The sequence below is a fragment of the Streptomyces sp. NPDC096136 genome, assembly GCF_044763325.1.
Lineage (GTDB): Bacteria > Actinomycetota > Actinomycetes > Streptomycetales > Streptomycetaceae > Streptomyces.
In genome coordinates this window covers 425,429-440,849 of the sequence record NZ_JBIWFZ010000001.1, presented here as the reverse complement: position 1 = coordinate 440,849, position 15,421 = coordinate 425,429, and the positions used below count along the sequence as shown (strand labels likewise).

Genomic DNA, 15,421 nt, shown 5'->3' with positions numbered 1-15,421 from the left:
GAACGCGGGGAGGGCGCCGCTCCCGGTGGGGAGCGGCGCCCTCCTGTCGTCCGGGCGCGGGTGGCGCGCCGGGCGGTCAGGCGATGGAGGCGGCCACGATCGCGGCGACCGCCAGGTTGCAGGAGGCGGTGACCCACACGGCCGGGTGCGGCTCGGGGTCGACCACGATGGCGCCGAGCTTGCCCGGCGTCACCAGGTCCAGCACCAGGAAGGCAACGGCCATCAGGACCAGGCCGAGCAGGCCGAAGGCCGCCGTGGACAGCAGGCCCTTGCCGAAGTCCTCGTACGTCGTCCAGATCGAGGTGAAGACGATGCCGCCGATGCCGAGGAGCGCGGAGCTGAGCAGGAGGGCCGCGTTGCGGTTGCGCTCCTCCCAGATCTGCCGGGGGAGCTTCCCGGGGGTCAGCACGTCCACCAGGACGATGCCGAGGACCAGCAGCACGAGCCCGAGGGCGCCGTAGGCGGTCGTACGGCCGAGTCCGTCGACGATGTCGCTCATGGAGAAGCCTGTCTGCGCGGGGGTGGGATAGGGATGTGCCAAGGACGTGCCGTGGGGAGGCCGAATGTATCGCACGGCCCAGCCCCGGACCATGGGGAGGTCAGGAGATGGCAAAGACCAGGCCCGCGCGGCCCGGTGAGGCGGCGGCGCTGACCGCGCTGGTCATGCGGTCCAAGGCGCACTGGGGGTACGGCGCGGAGTTCCTCGCGGCGTGCGCTGCGCAACTGCGGGTGCGGGAGGAGGAGCTGACGGCGCGGCGGATCGTGGTGGCCGAGAACGCGCGCGGGGAGGCGCTGGGCCTGGCCTCCCTGGAGGGCGGCGGGGACGCGGGCGGCCCGGACGGCGGCTCCCCCGGGACGGCGCGGCTCGGGCTGCTGTTCGTGGAGCCCTCGGCCATCGGCCGGGGGCTCGGGCGGCTGCTGTACCTGGACGCCGTGCGCCGGGCGGCCGCCCTGGGCTTCCGGCGGCTGCTGATCGACGCCGACCCCCATGCGGCGGGCTTCTACCGGGCGATGGGCGCCGTCCCGGCGGCGGGTTCCCCGCCGGGGCTGGTCCGCTTCGCGGTGGCCCCGGTCCCGCTCGCGCCCTGGGCGCGGGCCTGGACGGGCGGAGTGGCGGCGGTTCACGTGGGCAACGTGGCCGAGTTCAACGCGCAGTTCGCCGACGCCTCCCTCGACCCGGCGCAGGAGCCCGCGCACGACTACGCCTGTCTGGCCGCCTTCTACAGCCCCCGCCCGGCCGCGCTGCTGCTGCCGAGGCCGGTGCCGCGCTGGTGGGCCGGCGCCGTCGGGCGGCCGTTGGGCTGGGGGCCGGAGGTGGAGGTGTACGACGGCCTGGCGGAGCGGGGCCCGGGCCTGTCGGAGGCGGTGCTGGCCCGGCCGGCGCTGGCGCGTCGGGTGACGGGGTACGGGCTGCCGCTCGTTCCGTGGGGGCCGACGGGTCCGTACGCGCGGCTCGCGGGCGTGCCGTGGCGGCCGGACGCGCTGCGGTACGAGTCGAAGTCCGCGGCCCACGCCCTGTTCGCCCGGATCCTGGCGGGCGGCGGCCATCCGGCGGTCGCGCTGCCCGCGCAGTGGCGGGCCGGGAGCCGGCGGGCGGCGGTCCGGCGGGTGGCGGCGCGGGCCCGGGCTGGCGAGGGCACCGTCCTCAAGTCGGAGCACGGCGTCGGGGGTTCGGGCACCATCGTGGTGACGCCTGGGCGCGTACGGGCGGCCGGCGGGGCCCGGGCCCTGGTGCGCCGGCTGCCGCGCGGTCCGCTGCTGGTGGAGGAGTACGTGCACGGCCCGGCGGAACCGGACGCCGCCCGGGATCTGACCTACGACGGCTTCGTGGACGGCGCGGGGCGCCCGCACACGGTCGGCGCGGCCCTGATGGACGTGGCCGACGGCGGGTACCGGGGCGCCGTGGTGGGCCCCGGGGTGGTGCCCGCCCGCCTGGAGGCACCTCTGCTGGACTTCGGGGCGGCGGTGGGGCGGGAGCTGGCGGCGGCCGGCCACCGGGGCTGGTTCGACGTGGACTTCGTCGTGGACGCGTCCGGGCGGCTCGCGCCGACCGAGGCCAACCTGCGGCTCACCGGCCCGTCGGCGGCGTTCATGGCGGCCGCCCGGCTCGACGAGCTGCGGGGCGCGGGTCACCTCGTGCGGATCACCGACCGGGTGGAGCTGGGCGCCCGGCTGCCGGAGGCCCAGCTGGAGGAGGTGTGCGCGGGCCTGGCGCGGGACTGCGCCGGGCTCGGGGCCGTGTTCGTGCCGGCGATCCCGACGGGCGCCTTCGACCCGGCGCCGTGGCTGGGCGTGCTGGTGGCCGCGCACAGCCGGGAGGTGCTGGACGCGGCCGGGGCGGTGGTGCGGCAGCGGGCCCTGGCGGTGGGCGAGGGCTTCGCCGGGGAGGGGCGGGGTCAGTCGTCGAAGTCGAAGGGCGAGACGGGCCTGCGGGTGAGGTAGAGCGCCACCACCAGCCCCGCGATCATCAGGGGGATGTTGAAGGCGTAGACGAGGGCGGCCTGCCGGGGCCAGTCGTGCTTGGCGGCGAGCCGGTAGAGGTTGTCCTGCGGCCACCAGGCCATCAGCAGGTACGCCACCGCCAGGTGGGCGGCGGCCGTCCACCGCCGCCCCGGGCCCGGGCGCGGCATCCGCTTGCGGCCGGCGCACAGGAACAGCAGCCCCGCGGCGAAGGCCGAGCACTCGAAGAGGTACAGGACGGAGAAGAGGAACGACCACGGGCCGGGCACCCCGGTGAGGTCGGTGGAACCGGGCCAGATCAGGTCGGTGGCCAGCAGGGCCAGGACGGTCAACGGCACCGCCGCGCAGCCGAAGCCGAAGCAGCCGGGCAGCTCGCCGCCGGCCGCGGACCCGTACTTGCCGCTGCGCGCGGGCCGCGGCTGCGGTTCCGGGGGCTGCGGCACCGCCGCCCGGTCCTCCTGTCCGGCCCGGGTACGGGGCAGGGTGCGCAGGTGCACCAGGCCGGTCGGCCTCCCGGCGCGGAGCACCCGGCCCGCCAGGTGCTCGCGGAGCCCCTCCATGTCCACGGGTGCGCCGGCCCCCGTCCAGCCGGGGTCGTCGGGGGGCGGGGCGACGTACGCGACGAGCCGGGTGCCGCGGCGGCTGCGGACGGGGGCCACGACGGCCGCGCCGACGCCGGGGTGGGTGCGGATCGCGGACTCGACGGGGTACGGGTCGAGGGGGCTGCCGTCGTCGAGGGTGATCCGGTCGCGCAGGCGTCCGCCGAACTCCAGCAGCCCGTCCGGGCGGAGCGCGGCGAGGTCTCCGGTGGCCAGCGCGTCGCCGCCGCCCGGCGGGGTCAGGAGCACCTCCCCGTCGCGCAGCTCGGTGCGGCAGCCGGGGAACGGGGTGCCGAGCAGCGAGAGCCCGCCGGGCTCGTCCAGCGGGCGGGGCAGCTGCGGCAGTTCGAACCAGGTGCCGGTGCCGGCGGCCTCGGCGGGTGCGTAGACGTTGAGGACGCGGGCACCGGGGCGCAGCCGGTCCTGGAGGGCGGCCTGCTCGTCGAGGTAGAGCCGGTCCCCGGTGACGGTGAGCAGGCGCAGGGTCGACAGCAGCGGTGCGGGTTCGCGCCGTCCCCGGGGGGCGGCGCCGGCCGGGTCCAGGCTCCGGTCGAGGAGGCGCAGGGCGCCGGCGGGGTCGGTGTGCAGCACGCCGGCGTGGTGGTCGGCGACGGCCCCGGGTATCGCGCCGGGCGCCCAGGCCGGGCCCTCGGGGAGGACGAGGGCGCCTCCGGAGCACAGGGCGCGGGTCCAGCCGGCGGCGAAGGCCGTGAGGTCCGGGCCGCCGGTGAACAGGTGGCGGTCCTCGGGGGTCGGACGCGTGACCCGGTCCCAGGCCTCGTGGGCGGCGAGCAGCAGGTCGTGGCCGACGGGGACGGGGCGGGGCTCGGCGGTGCCGGTGAACAGCACGGCGGCGGCCGCCGCCGGCTGCGGGGAGCGGGCCGGGGGCCGGCCGGGGCGGGCGGCGATCCGGTCGGCCTCCTCGTCGGTGAGCAGGGTCCGCAGGCCCTCGCCCCGGTCCAGGCGGGCCCCGCCCGCGGCGTCGGTGACCAGCAGGTCGGGTTCCAGGGCGGCGAGCTGGAGCCGGGCGGTGCGGGTGTCGCCGGTGTCGACCAGGGCGTAGGCGGCGCCGGCCTTGAGGACGGCGAGGAGGGCGACGACGCCGTCCTCGCGGCGGGTGGGGCCGACGGCTATCCGGGCGTGCGCGGGCAGGTCCAGGGCGAGGAGGTGGTGGGCGAGCCGGTCGGCGCGCGCGTCGAGTTCGGCGTAGGAGAGGGGTTCCGGGCGGACGATGACGGCGGGGGCCCCGGGAGTGTCGCGGGCCCACTGTTCGAAGCGCTCCAGCACGGTGTCGGCGGCGGGCCGGCCGGAGCCGGCGGAGTGCGATGCCTGCGTCATTCCCCGATGATGCCACCACGACCGGACCGGACACGTGGTTCTCGAAATTCCCTTCCGTGGCCGGAAGTTGACGGTCTTCGGAACGGCGGGCGGCCCTCCGCACCGCTCCCTTGACCTCAAGTTTGGTCGAGGTCCTACCGTGGGGGTCATGGACATGGAAGTCACCGCCTGGCACTCACTGCACAGCGCGATCAACGCCCAGCAGGGCGGCAGGCCCCCGCTCTCCCGGGCGAGCCTGCGCCGGATCGCCGCCTTCGCCCGCCCGCACCGGCGCGGGCTGACCCTCTTCCTGCTGCTCAGCGTGGTGGGCGCCCTGCTCGCGGTGGCCACCCCGCTGCTGGCCAGCCGGATCGTGGACGCGATCGTCCAGGGCGCGGCGGCGGGCGGCGACGGCGACACCGGCCGGGTGACCCGGCTCGCGCTGCTGATCGCGCTCATCGCGGTGGCCGAGGCGGGACTCGGCCTGCTGACCCGCAAGCTCTCCTCCACCCTCGGCGAGGGCCTGATCCTCGACCTGCGCCGGGCGGTCTTCGACCACGTCCAGCGGATGCCGGTGGCGTTCTTCACCCGGACCCGGACGGGAGCGCTGGTCAGCCGCCTCAACAACGATGTGATCGGCGCCCAGCGGGCCTTCAGCAACACCCTCTCCGGGGTGGTCTCCAACCTCGTCACCCTGCTGCTGACGCTGGCGGTGATGCTGGGCATCTCCTGGCAGATCACCCTGCTGGCGCTGGCGCTGCTGCCGGTGTTCGTGCTGCCGGCCCGCCGGATGGGCACCCGGATGGCCGGGATGCAGCGCGAGGCCTCGACGCTGAACGCGGCGATGGGCACGCAGATGACGGAGCGCTTCTCCGCTCCCGGCGCCACTCTCGTCAAGCTGTTCGGGCGTCCCGCCGACGAGTCCGCCGAGTTCGCGGCCCGGGCGGCGCGGGTGCGCGACATCGGGGTCCGTACGGCGATGGCCCAGTCGGCGTTCATCACCGCCCTCACCCTCGTCTCGGCGCTGGCCCTCGCCCTGGTCTACGGCCTGGGCGGCTACTACGCCCTGCGCGGCAGCCTGGAGGCCGGCTCGGTCGTCGCCCTGGCCCTGCTCCTGACCCGGCTGTACGCCCCGCTGACCGCGCTGGCCGGGGCGCGGGTCGAGGTGATGAGCGCGATGGTCAGCTTCGAGCGGGTCTTCGAGGTCCTCGACCTGGTGCCGCTGATCGCCGAGAAGCCGGACGCCCGCCGGGTGCCCGACGGCCCGGTGGCGGTGGAGTTCGACCGCGTCTCCTTCGGCTACCCCTCCCCCGACAAGGTGTCGCTGGCCTCCCTGGAGGAGGTGGCCGTCCTCGACGCCCGGGGCGGCACCCGGGTGCTGCACGAGGTGTCCTTCCGGGCCGAACCCGGCCAGATGGTCGCGCTGGTCGGCTCCTCCGGCGCCGGCAAGTCCACCATCGCCCAGCTGCTGCCGCGCCTGTACGACGCCGACGCGGGCGCGGTGCGCCTGGGCGGGATCGACGTGCGCGACCTCACCGCGGACTCGATCCGCGACACCCTGGGCATGGTCACCCAGGACGGGCACCTCTTCCACGACTCGGTACGGGCCAACCTGCTGCTGGCCCGGCCCGACGCGGCGGAGGAGGAGCTGTGGGAGGCCCTGCGCCGCTCCCGTCTGGACGGACTGGTCGCCTCCCTCCCGGACGGCCTGGACACAGTCGTCGGCGAGCGCGGCTACCGGCTCTCGGGCGGGGAGCGGCAGCGCCTGACCATCGCGCGGCTGCTGCTGGCCCGCCAGCGGGTGGTCATCCTGGACGAGGCCACCGCCCACTTGGACTCCACCTCCGAGGCGGCCGTGCAGGAGGCCCTGGCCGAGGCGCTGGCGGGCCGGACGGCCGTGGTGATCGCGCACCGGCTCTCCACGGTGCAGGCCGCCGACCTGATCCTGGTGGTGGAGGAGGGCCGTGTCGTGGAACGCGGCACCCACTCCGAGCTGCTGGCGTCGGGCGGCCGCTACGAGGAGCTGTACCGCACCCAGTTCGCGACGCGCGGCACGGCCGCGGCCGGCTGAGCGGCCCGCACCGGCCCGCCGGGCCGGGCGCTCCCCCGTGCGGGGTGCGCCGTGTGCTTCAGTGGTACCCCGGCGGCGAGGCGGCGGGAACGGCGGGGGTGGGACGTGGACTTCGGGCGCGTGATCGTGGTGATGGGCGTGGCCGGCACGGGCAAGACGACCGTCGGCCGGCTGGTGGCCCGGGCGCTCGGCGTCCCGTTCGCCGACGGCGACGCCTTCCACCCGGCGGCCAACGTGGCCAGGATGTCGGCCGGGATCCCGCTGGAGGACGCCGACCGGTGGCCGTGGCTGGACGCCCTCGGCGCGTGGATGCGCGCACGGGACGCACAGGGCGGCGGTGTGGCCGCCGCCTCCTGTCTCAAGCGGGCCTACCGCGACCGGCTGCGCGCCGCCGTCCCCGGGGGCGCGGTGTTCGTCCACCTCGCCGGGGAACGGGCGCTGATCGAGGGGCGGATGGCCGCCCGCACGGGACACTTCATGCCCGTCTCCCTCCTGGACTCCCAGTGCGCCGTGCTCGAACCGCTCGGGGCCGACGAGCCGGGGGTGGCCGTCGACGTGGCCGGCACCCCGGACGAGGTCGCCGAACGGGCGCTGGCCGCCCTGCGCGCGTACGGGGGCTGACGGAGCGGCGGCTCCCGGCGGGCCGGCGGGGGGTCAGCCGCGCCGGGGGTCCGGACCGTCGAGCTGGGCCGCCGCGAGGGCGAACCCGTCGGCCGCCCGGGCGCAGCGGTCCGCGAGGGCGGCCACCTCGGCGCGGAACGCGTCGGCCTGCGGACCCCGCCACTCCAGCGCCGCCGCGCCCGCGCGCAGCCGCCGGGCGTGGGAGCGCAGGAGGGCGCAGTGGCCCCGCAGGCCGTCGGCCGGGGCGGACGGGGCGGGGCGCGGCGGGCGGCGGTCGCTCACGGGTTGCTCCAGGGGGCGGGGGAGGTACGGAACCGGTCGGTGCGGGTGCCGGTGGCGCCGGGCGCCTTCGTCGGGCCGGCCCCGGGGGTGCGCGGGCCCTCGTTCCGGCCGCCCGCGCCCGGTCCGCGCGCGCAGAAGGCCCGTAGGGCGGCGCCGAGGCCCGCCAGCGGCGCGGCGGGGACGGCACGGCCGGTGGCGACCTGCCAGCCGGCGTGGTCGTTGAAGGGGTTCTCGTCGGTCAGGGCGTGCCAGGCCAGGATGTCCGCGAAGGCCGGGGCGAGCAGCGAGTAGGCCGGCCCGGCGCCCCGTTCGCGCAGGAGGGTCCGGAAGGCACGGGCGGCGTCGGCCTGCCGTCCCCGGTCCACGGCCCGCAGGACGGCGGCGCAGCCGGGGTCGGCGAGCAGTTCGGGACGGCCCGTGCGGGCGACGCGGATGCGCGCCTTCAGTCCGCAGACGGCCGCGCTGACGGCGAGGCTCTCCCGCCCGGCCAGGACCCCGGCGTACCACCCGGCCCGCGCCACCCCCCGGCCGCGCGGGGCCCAGCCGAGGCCGGCCGGGTCGGTCAGGGTGCGCAGCAGGGTCCGCCAGGCGCGGCGCCGGCGGCTGCTGCGGGCCACGAGGGCCCCGGCCGGCAGGCGCGCGCCGAAGGCGAGCCCGGAGGCGTACCGGGCGGCCTCGCCCACGGCGTCGGCGGCCTCGGCCAGTTCCCGGCACAGGGCGTCGAGCGTGTCGACGTCCGGGTCGGTGGCCGGCGCGGTCACGGCGTCGGACATGGGCTCCTCGCGGGGGCTGCGTACGGCGGCTGCGGACGGCTGACGGGATCACCGTACGTCGGCCCCGCGGGAGGCGCGCTCCGACTGCGCTACGGGAGTGGGCCGGCCGCCGCGGCCGGGGCGGGCGGCGGGTCGGCGGACGGGGCGGGCGGCGGGTCGGCGGGCGTCCCGGGGGCGAAGGCGGCCTCGCGGAAGGCGGTGCGCAGCCGGGAGCCGGGTGCGCAGGCGGCTCCCGGGAGCAGGGCGGCCCAGCGGTCGCGGCGCGGGGCGACCCAGAGGGCGGGGCCGGACGGGGGGTGGTGGGCCCACACCCCGGCGGGCGCCGGGTGCCAGAGCAGGCCCCGGGAGGGGGTGAGCTCGCCGGTGCGGATGCGCAGCGACTCGGCGGTCCAGGCGCGGGGGACGGGGTGGTCGGCCGCGGACAGCAGGTGGCGCAGGAAGCGGGCGAGGTCGGCCAGTGTGGTGTGCAGGACGCCGTCGGCGAGGCGGGTGCGGGCCATGCCGAGGGGCTGCCAGATCCGGGTCGCCGCGCAGTCGCCGAGCGGGGCGCCGGCGAGGTGTTCGGCGAGGCGGGTGAGGGTGGCGAGGGCGGCCGGGCCCTCCGCGTGCGTGAGGAGCTGGTGGGCGGTGGCGCCGCCGTGCGGTCCGGCCTCGGGCGGTTCCCCGTAGGCCGTGAGGGGGGTGTGGAGGCTCAGCTCCCCCTGGGCCACGAGGGTGCCGAGGACCGGCCACAGCGCGAGGGCGGGGGTGAGGGCGCCGGCGGCGTGGGGGGTGTCCCAGTCGCCGGGCGGGCCGGGCCGGGCCGTGTGGACGGAGTCCGCCGAGCCCACCGCCCAGACCGCGTCCGGGTCGGCGGTGCGCATGAGGGCCTCGATCTGCGGCGTCATGCCGGGCACGCTACGTCGGCCCGGGCGGCCCGCCGGGCAGGTCGCGGGGAAGTCGCGGACGCGTTGCCGCCCGCCACCCGAATGCCGGGGGCGGGCGGCCGCGTCCCTGCCGGGGCTACGTCCGGTCGGGGCGGTCGGTGACCCGGAGGCTGTTGACCAGGGGCTTGCCGAATCCGCCGTGGGTGACGAAGCGGAGGTCGAGCACCCCGTCCGTGACCTTGACCGTGTAGGTCCGGGTCAGGGCGGTGTACGTGCCGGCCTCCAGGGCGATGTCGAGGGAGGGCAGGATCTGGGCGCCCTCGGCCATGACGTCGAAGACCCGCTTGTCGGGCCGGGTGGAGGAGAGCTCCGCGAAGCCCAGCTCCACGGTGTAGGTGCCGTTCGGCACGTTGTCGAAGCGGTACTCGTACATGCCCTCGCGGGCGTTGCGGAACAGCCGCTGGTCCTCGGTGCCGGCGATGGCGCGGCCGGTGGACCGTACGGAGGAGGTGCCCTGGTAGCCGTAGGAGCCGGGCGCGTAGGCGCGGTCCGGGGACCAGGAGTCGCCGGCCGCGTCCGTGGAGGCGCGGTCGGATCCGGCGTCGACGGCGGCCTGGTAGCGCGGGACGACGAGCTTGACGGGGACGGTGAGCACGGGGGTCCGGCCGCTGGCGGAGGTGATCCTCAGGTCGGTGGTGAGGACCGTGCCGGGGGTCAGGCCGGCGGTGTCCGCCGTCAGGGTGATCGCGGCCCGGCCGCCCGTGGGGAGGTTCCCGTCGGCCGGGGCGGCCGTCAGCCAGGGGGCGTCCTCGGCGGCGGTGAAGGCGGTGCCGAGGCCGGGGTTGGTGAGGTCCAGGGTGCGGGTGCGGCGGGCTCCGGCCGGCAGGACGAGCTCCACGGCGGCCCGGTCGGCGGTGACCCGGCCCGTGCGCAGGGACCGGTCGACGGTGGTCACGTCGGCCGCCCTGACCTCGACGGTGCTCCGCGCGTCCTCGTACGCGGGGGCGGTGAGGGTCAGCGGGAGCGGACCGGAGGGGCTCTGGACGACGTAGCCGCCGTCGGCGGCGGTGGTGGCGGAGACGGCGCCGTCACCGGTGCCGACGGTCACGGTGGCCCCGGCGACGCCGTTGCCGTCGTTGGCGTCGAGCACCCGGCCGGTGACCACGCCGCTGCGCGTGGTGCGGAAGCCGATGGACAGGCCGTCGGTGAGGACGGCGGAGTTGAAGGAGTAGGCGAAGGCGTCGGTGCCGGCCGCGTTCTCCAGGCCGATGGTGGCCGAGGAACCGCCCTTGATGCCGGTGCCGCCGGTCCCCTTGTAGGAGTAGGTGACGGCGCCGTCCTCGCCGATGGCCGCCGAGAAGGAGAAGGTGTCGGCCTGGGCGGACCAGTGGGACACCTGGCGCCACTCGATCACGTAGCTGCGGTGGGGTGCGCTGCCGGTGACGGCGGTGAAGACGCCGGAGCCGCTGCCGGGCGCGCCGACCACGAGGTCGTCCCAGAAGGGGTAGAGGGCCGCGTTGGGCGTGGCGGTGCTCGGGAGGTCGCCGTTGACGTCGCCGGTGTGGTTGCCGCCGAAGCTGACGGTGCCGTTGGTGCCGATCCAGGCCTGCCCGTACGTCCTCCCGTACAGCGGCAGCGGGAAGGGCAGGTCGACGTGCTCGGTGGTGTTGTCGCCGGTCAGGGCGAGCCGGTGGTCGCCGGCGGCGTAGGGGCGGCCGGCGGCGGCGCAGGCGTAGCCGTAGCCGTCGGTGCGGTCGGGGAGGGTGAGGGCGACGGTGGTGTCCCCGGCGACGGTGGCCTTGGCGGTGGCGCCGGTGAGGCAGCGGGAGGGGTGGGTGGCGGAGAGGTCGTAGCTGCCGTGCGGCAGGGTGACCTCGAAGCGGCCCTGCGCGTCGGTGGTCGCGGTGACCGGGGTGTCGGCGACGGTGACGGTGGCGCCCGCGGCGGGTCCCGCGGCGGAGGAGACGGTCCCGGCGAGCTTGCCGGAGGGTGCCGGGACGAGTGTGAAGTCGCCGGTGGCGGTGGCGTGTTCGGTGACGTCCGCGGTGGCGCGCTGCTCGCCGTAGCCGAACTTCGCGGCGGTCAGGGCGTAGGCGCCTGCCGAGAGCGAGGGGAAGCGGTAGGTGCCGTCGGCGGCGGTGGTGGCCGTACGGTCGATCGGGCCGTGGGCGGTGACCTTCGCACCGGCCACGGGCTCGCCGGCGGGGCCGCGGACGGTCCCGGCGAGGGCGCCGACCGGTCCGCGCGGGGCGGAGGTCACCGCGGCCAGCGCGTCGAGGCGGCCCTCGCCGAACACGTTGTTGTCGGCGGGGGTACCGCCGCACTGGGCGTCGGCGGTGTCCTGGGCGGTGCCGTCGAGGAGGGCCTCGGTCTGCGCCACGTCGCCTTCGAGGGCGGGTGCGGCCGACCACAGCAGGGCCACGGTGGCGGCGGTGTGCGGCGAGGCCATGGAGGTGCCGGAGAACGCCTCGTAGGCGCCGCCGGGGACGGAGGAGCGGACGTTCACGCCGGGCGCGGCGATGTTCGGCTTGACGATGCCGCCGGGGCCGGCTCCGCGCGAGGAGAAGGAGGCGATGGCCCCGTCGCTGCCGAACGCGCCGGAGCTGTAGGAGTTCGCGTAGTCGCCGGGCGAGCCGCTGGTGGCGCAGGCGGGGCCGGAGTTGCCGTTGGAGAAGGCGGGGAAGATGCCGGCGGCCCGCCAGGTGTCGACGACCTGGCGGTACCAGTCGTCGTGGGCGGGGCTGCCCCAGGAGTTGTTGACGATGTGCGGGGCGAGGTCGGGCCGGGGGTTGCGGCCGGCCAGGTCGGTCGGGGCGACGATCCACTGGCCGGCGGCGAGGAGGGAGGCCTCGGAGCAGGAGTTGGACTCGCAGCCCTTCGCGGCGATCCAGCGGGCGCCCGGCGCGACGCCGATCCGGTTGGCCCCGCCGTCGTCGCCGACCATGGTCCCCATGGTGTGGGTGCCGTGGTCGTTGTTGTCGCAGGGGGCGGCGCCGGCACAGATCCCGGCCGGGTCGAACCAGTTGTAGTTGTGGTCGTACCCCCCGTCGGCCTTCCGGCCCCGGTACTGGGCGTTGACGGCGGGATGGGTGTAGTCGACCCCGCTGTCGACGTTGGCGACGACGATCCCCTCGCCGCGCACGCCGAGCCGGTCCCAGACCTCGGGCGCCTTGATCCGGTCGATGTTCCACTCGACGGCGTCCGCCGCGGTCTTCTCCCGGGTGCCCTCGGCGGGCTTGGGGAGGGCGACCTTCTCGTCGGCGTCGATCCGCGCGACCTCGGGGCGCTGGGCGATGGTCCCGGCGAGCTTGCGGTCGCCGACGACGCGGACGGCGTTCACGATCCAGAACGGGGTGTACTCGGCCCCGGCCCCGTCCAGCGCCTTGAGCAGGGCGGCCTGGGTGCGCCCGGCGTGCTCCCGCTTGGTGCGCAGAACCGTTTCTGCTTTGGCGGCGCGCGTCTGCTGGCGGCCCGCCGCGGTGAGGTCGGCGGCGCTGTCGAGGTAGACCCAGAAGGCCGCCTTGCCGGCGCCGTCGAGCTGGGCGCGCAGCGCGGGCTCGACCTTCCGCTCGGCCGGGCCGGGCGCCGGCCCGGGGGCGGGGGCGGCGGCTGCGGCGCCGGCGCCGAGGGGCAGGAGCAGGGCGGAGGTGAGGGCGGCGAGCGCCGCGCGTAAGGATCGTCGTCGGGTGGGTCGGGCCACGTGTGGTCTCCTCGTACGCCGTGTGCGGAACGTGCGGAAAGGACGTGCGTGACGTGCGCGGGTCATGCTGGAGGAGCCCGCGGGCCGCTCACAAGACCGCCTCCCGAGCCATCCCGGGCGCCGCGGCCGGCTCTCCCACTGGCCCTTCGCGGGCGGGCGGGCCAGCCTGGGGGCATGGACGCGACACCCGCCGGACCCGGGCCGGAACCCGGTACGCCGCCACCACCCGGTCCCCGTCCCGGACCGGCCCCCGGAGCGGCCGCGCAGCCGGAGGTCGTGCTGCGGTCCGCGCGGGGGCGGTGGGTGCTGCTCGCCACCGTCCTCGGGTCCGCGATGGCCCTGCTGGACTCGACCGTGGTCAACGTCGCCCTCCCGCAGATCGGGCGGGACCTGGACGCCGATCTGGCGGTGCTCCAGTGGACGGTGAACGCCTACCTGCTGACCCTGGCCGGGCTGATCCTCGTCGGCGGGGCGCTCGGCGACCGGTTCGGGCGGCGCCGGATCTTCGTCCTCGGGGTGGTGTGGTTCGCCGTGGGCTCGCTGCTGTGCGGCCTCGCCCCGAACGCCGGGGTGCTGATCGGCGCCCGCGCCCTCCAGGGCGTCGGCGGGGCCCTGCTGACCCCCGGCTCGCTCGCGCTGATCCAGGGCTCGATCCGGCCCGGCGACCGGGCCCGGGCGGTGGGCCTGTGGTCCGGGTTCGGCGGTGTGGGCGCGGCCGTGGGGCCCTTCCTCGGCGGCTGGCTGGTGGACGGGCCGGGCTGGCGGTGGGTGTTCCTGCTGAACGTGCCGGTGGCCGCGCTGTGCGTGCCGGTGACGCTCAGGCACGTACCGGAATCGCGGGACCCGCGGGCCGGCGGACGGTTCGACGTGGCCGGAGCGGTGCTCGGGGCGGCGGCCCTGGCCCTGGTCACCTACGCCCTGATCGAGGCCCGCTCCGCGAGCGCGCCCGTCATCGGCGCCGCCGTGGGCGGGGTGCTGCTGGCGGCCGCGTTCGTGTGGGTGGAGCGGCGGCGCGCGCATCCGATGGTGCCGCCGGACGTCTTCGCCTCCCGCCAGTTCACGGCCGTCAACCTGGTCACCCTGTGCGTGTACGGGGCCTTCGGCGGGTTCTTCTTCCTCTTCGTCCTCCAGCTCCAGGTGGTGTCCGGGTACTCGGCCCTGGGCGCGGGGGCTGCGCTGCTGCCGACCACCGTCCTGATGCTGCTGCTGTCGGCCCGCGCCGGGGCGCTGGGCGAGCGGATCGGGCCGCGGATCCCGCTCACGGTGGGGCCGCTGCTGTGCGCCGCCGGGATGCTGCTGACGCTGCGCGTGGGGCCGCACGCCTCGTACGTCCGGGACGTGCTGCCGGCCATGACGGTGCTCGGTCTGGGCATGGCGGCGCTGGTGGCCCCGCTGACGGCGGCCGTGCTGGCCGCCCTGGACCCGGGCCGGGCGGGCCTGGCCAGCGGCATCAACAACGCCGCCGCCCGCGTGGCGGGGCTGCTCGCGGTGGCGGCGCTGCCGCTGCTGTCCGGGATGGGCCCGGACGCCTATCTGTCGGCCGACGCCTTCGACGCGGCGTTCGGCCGGGCCATGGCCTGGTGCGGGGGCCTGCTGGTGGCCGGTGCGGCCGTGGCGTGGGCGACGGTGCGCTCCCCCGGCCCCGGGGCCTGCCACCCTCAGTGCCGGACGGCCTGCGCGGTCGTGGCCCCGCCCCTGGAGGACCCCCGGGAGTCCGCTCCCTGACCACGGGTCCCCTGACTACCGGTTCCCGGACTACGGGTTCCCGGACCACCGGTTCCGGGACTACTGGTTCCGGGACTACTGGTTCTCGCCGCCCAGGACGAACAGCAGGTACACGAAGAAGGCGAAGAGGTGGCCGACGAACAGGTACGCGATCAGCCGGATGATCAGGCCGCGCGGGAACTTCGACTCGAAGCGCTGCAGGACGGTGAGCTGGGCCGGGCTCTCGGGCGCGGTGGACATGTTCTCTCCCTCGGACATGCGGGTGACTCCTCGGCAGGTCGACTGGTCGACGGCTAGCGGTGGTGTGGGGCGGCCCCGCCGAGGCAGACCCCGGCGAGGCTGCTCTGCAGCAGGGTGTGCACGAACAGGAGGTCCGCCCCGCCGGGACCGGCCGCGCCGATCCGGTGCGGGGTCAGCGAGTCGAAGTGCGCGCTGTCCCCGGGCTCCAGCAGGTGCTCGGCCTCCCCCAGGTGCAGCCGCAGCCGCCCGCCGAGCACGTACAGCCACTCCTCCCCCGGGTGGACGCGGACCAGCTCGCCCTGGCTGCGCCCCGGCGGGACGTGCACACGCAGCGCCTGCATCCCCCGCCCGGAGCCGCCGGCCTGCCAGTACGTCCACCCGTCGGCCTCGCGGGCCCCGGGACCGCCGGCGCGTACGATGGGATCGGCGACGGCCGGGGTCTCGCCGAGCAGCTCGGAGACGGTCGTTCCGTAGGTGCGGGCGAGGCCGAGCAGCAGCGGCAGCGAGGGCTGGCGCCGGCCGGTCTCCAGCCGCGACAGGTGCGCGGGCGAGAGCCGGGCCCTGGCGGCGGCCGCCTCCAGGGTCAGACCGGCGCGTCGGCGCAGCTCGCGCAGCTGCGGGGCCACGGCCGGCAGCTCGTCGGCGGGGCCGCCGGTGGCCTGTGGGGCCTCGGTGTCCGAGGGTTCCTCGGGACGGGGGGTCATGCCCCGATTGAGTCAGAATCTTGCCCTCCTGGCAATCTCCCTTGCCTCTGAGGCAAATCCCGG

The 15,421-nt window shown here is 76.8% G+C and carries 12 protein-coding genes; 4 read left to right on the top strand and 8 right to left on the bottom strand.

The annotated features are described in order from the left end of the window. Window positions 1-76: 76 nt before the first annotated feature. On the bottom strand, window positions 77-499 hold the full coding sequence (locus ACIRBY_RS01965; protein ID WP_366456051.1) for a DUF350 domain-containing protein: 423 nt from the start codon (window positions 497-499) through the stop codon (window positions 77-79). Between the two features lie 107 nt (window positions 500-606). On the opposite strand from ACIRBY_RS01965, the gene ACIRBY_RS01960 reads away from it, so the two are divergent. Continuing rightward, window positions 607-2,442 carry a GNAT family N-acetyltransferase gene (locus ACIRBY_RS01960; protein WP_403894617.1) on the top strand — a complete coding sequence of 612 codons (1,836 nt, stop codon included), beginning with the start codon at window positions 607-609 and terminating at the stop codon, window positions 2,440-2,442. Here ACIRBY_RS01960 and ACIRBY_RS01955 read toward each other — a convergent pair. Further along, a complete protein-coding gene (locus ACIRBY_RS01955) occupies window positions 2,397-4,397 on the bottom strand; it encodes an AMP-binding protein (protein WP_403894615.1) in 2,001 nt (666 codons plus the stop codon). The two genes, ACIRBY_RS01960 and ACIRBY_RS01955, sit on opposite strands and share 46 nt — an antisense overlap. Before the next feature lie 148 nt (window positions 4,398-4,545). Here ACIRBY_RS01955 and ACIRBY_RS01950 point away from each other — a divergent pair, with 148 nt between their 5' ends. After that, complete coding sequence (locus ACIRBY_RS01950; RefSeq protein WP_403894613.1) at window positions 4,546-6,447, top strand: ABC transporter ATP-binding protein; 1,902 nt, start codon at window positions 4,546-4,548, stop codon at window positions 6,445-6,447. Between the two features lie 132 nt (window positions 6,448-6,579). Then, a complete protein-coding gene (locus tag ACIRBY_RS01945) occupies window positions 6,580-7,068 on the top strand; it encodes a gluconokinase (RefSeq protein WP_403895233.1) in 489 nt (162 codons plus the stop codon). A 33-nt stretch (window positions 7,069-7,101) separates the two neighbouring features. On the opposite strand, the gene ACIRBY_RS01940 is transcribed toward ACIRBY_RS01945, so the two are convergent. The 4 genes from ACIRBY_RS01940 to ACIRBY_RS01925 all read right to left on the bottom strand — a co-directional run bounded on the left by ACIRBY_RS01940 (window position 7,102) and on the right by ACIRBY_RS01925 (window position 12,689). Next, window positions 7,102-7,350, bottom strand: coding sequence for a hypothetical protein (locus ACIRBY_RS01940; protein ID WP_366456056.1), 249 nt, complete (start codon window positions 7,348-7,350; stop codon window positions 7,102-7,104). After that, window positions 7,347-8,123 carry a hypothetical protein gene (locus tag ACIRBY_RS01935; RefSeq protein WP_403894610.1) on the bottom strand — a complete coding sequence of 259 codons (777 nt, stop codon included), beginning with the start codon at window positions 8,121-8,123 and terminating at the stop codon, window positions 7,347-7,349. The genes ACIRBY_RS01940 and ACIRBY_RS01935 overlap by 4 nt, the downstream gene beginning before the upstream one ends. Window positions 8,124-8,212: 89 nt before the next feature. Beyond that, window positions 8,213-9,010 carry a hypothetical protein gene (locus ACIRBY_RS01930; RefSeq protein WP_403894607.1) on the bottom strand — a complete coding sequence of 266 codons (798 nt, stop codon included), beginning with the start codon at window positions 9,008-9,010 and terminating at the stop codon, window positions 8,213-8,215. A gap of 115 nt (window positions 9,011-9,125) precedes the next feature. Further along, on the bottom strand, window positions 9,126-12,689 hold the full coding sequence (locus tag ACIRBY_RS01925) for a S8 family serine peptidase (RefSeq protein WP_403894604.1): 3,564 nt from the start codon (window positions 12,687-12,689) through the stop codon (window positions 9,126-9,128). A 174-nt stretch (window positions 12,690-12,863) separates the two neighbouring features. Between ACIRBY_RS01925 and ACIRBY_RS01920 the strand changes: the two genes are divergently transcribed. Continuing rightward, window positions 12,864-14,414 carry an MFS transporter gene (locus ACIRBY_RS01920; RefSeq protein ID WP_403894601.1) on the top strand — a complete coding sequence of 517 codons (1,551 nt, stop codon included), beginning with the start codon at window positions 12,864-12,866 and terminating at the stop codon, window positions 14,412-14,414. Window positions 14,415-14,489: 75 nt separating this feature from the next. Here ACIRBY_RS01920 and ACIRBY_RS01915 read toward each other — a convergent pair whose 3' ends face one another. Both ACIRBY_RS01915 and ACIRBY_RS01910 read right to left on the bottom strand, forming a co-directional pair. Beyond that, window positions 14,490-14,654 (bottom strand): DUF6126 family protein, encoded by a 165-nt coding sequence (locus ACIRBY_RS01915; RefSeq protein WP_390687324.1) that lies wholly within the window; start codon window positions 14,652-14,654, stop codon window positions 14,490-14,492. A 53-nt stretch (window positions 14,655-14,707) separates the two neighbouring features. Continuing rightward, window positions 14,708-15,358, bottom strand: a complete 651-nt coding sequence (locus ACIRBY_RS01910) for a helix-turn-helix domain-containing protein (RefSeq protein WP_403894598.1) — start codon at window positions 15,356-15,358, stop codon at window positions 14,708-14,710. Between the last annotated feature and the right edge of the window lie 63 nt (window positions 15,359-15,421).

Bases quoted from the DNA above. Each gene is read 5' to 3' on its own strand.
- ACIRBY_RS01965 (WP_366456051.1), bottom strand. From the start codon at position 499: ATGAGCGACATCGTCGACGGACTCGGCCGTACGACCGCCTACGGCGCC.
- ACIRBY_RS01960 (WP_403894617.1), top strand. From the start codon at position 607: ATGGCAAAGACCAGGCCCGCGCGGCCCGGTGAGGCGGCGGCGCTGACC.
- ACIRBY_RS01955 (WP_403894615.1), bottom strand. From the start codon at position 4,397: ATGACGCAGGCATCGCACTCCGCCGGCTCCGGCCGGCCCGCCGCCGAC.
- ACIRBY_RS01950 (WP_403894613.1), top strand. From the start codon at position 4,546: ATGGACATGGAAGTCACCGCCTGGCACTCACTGCACAGCGCGATCAAC.
- ACIRBY_RS01945 (WP_403895233.1), top strand. From the start codon at position 6,580: ATGGGCGTGGCCGGCACGGGCAAGACGACCGTCGGCCGGCTGGTGGCC.
- ACIRBY_RS01935 (WP_403894610.1), bottom strand. From the start codon at position 8,123: ATGTCCGACGCCGTGACCGCGCCGGCCACCGACCCGGACGTCGACACG.
- ACIRBY_RS01930 (WP_403894607.1), bottom strand. From the start codon at position 9,010: ATGACGCCGCAGATCGAGGCCCTCATGCGCACCGCCGACCCGGACGCG.
- ACIRBY_RS01920 (WP_403894601.1), top strand. From the start codon at position 12,864: ATGGACGCGACACCCGCCGGACCCGGGCCGGAACCCGGTACGCCGCCA.
- ACIRBY_RS01915 (WP_390687324.1), bottom strand. From the start codon at position 14,654: ATGTCCACCGCGCCCGAGAGCCCGGCCCAGCTCACCGTCCTGCAGCGC.
- ACIRBY_RS01910 (WP_403894598.1), bottom strand. From the start codon at position 15,358: ATGACCCCCCGTCCCGAGGAACCCTCGGACACCGAGGCCCCACAGGCC.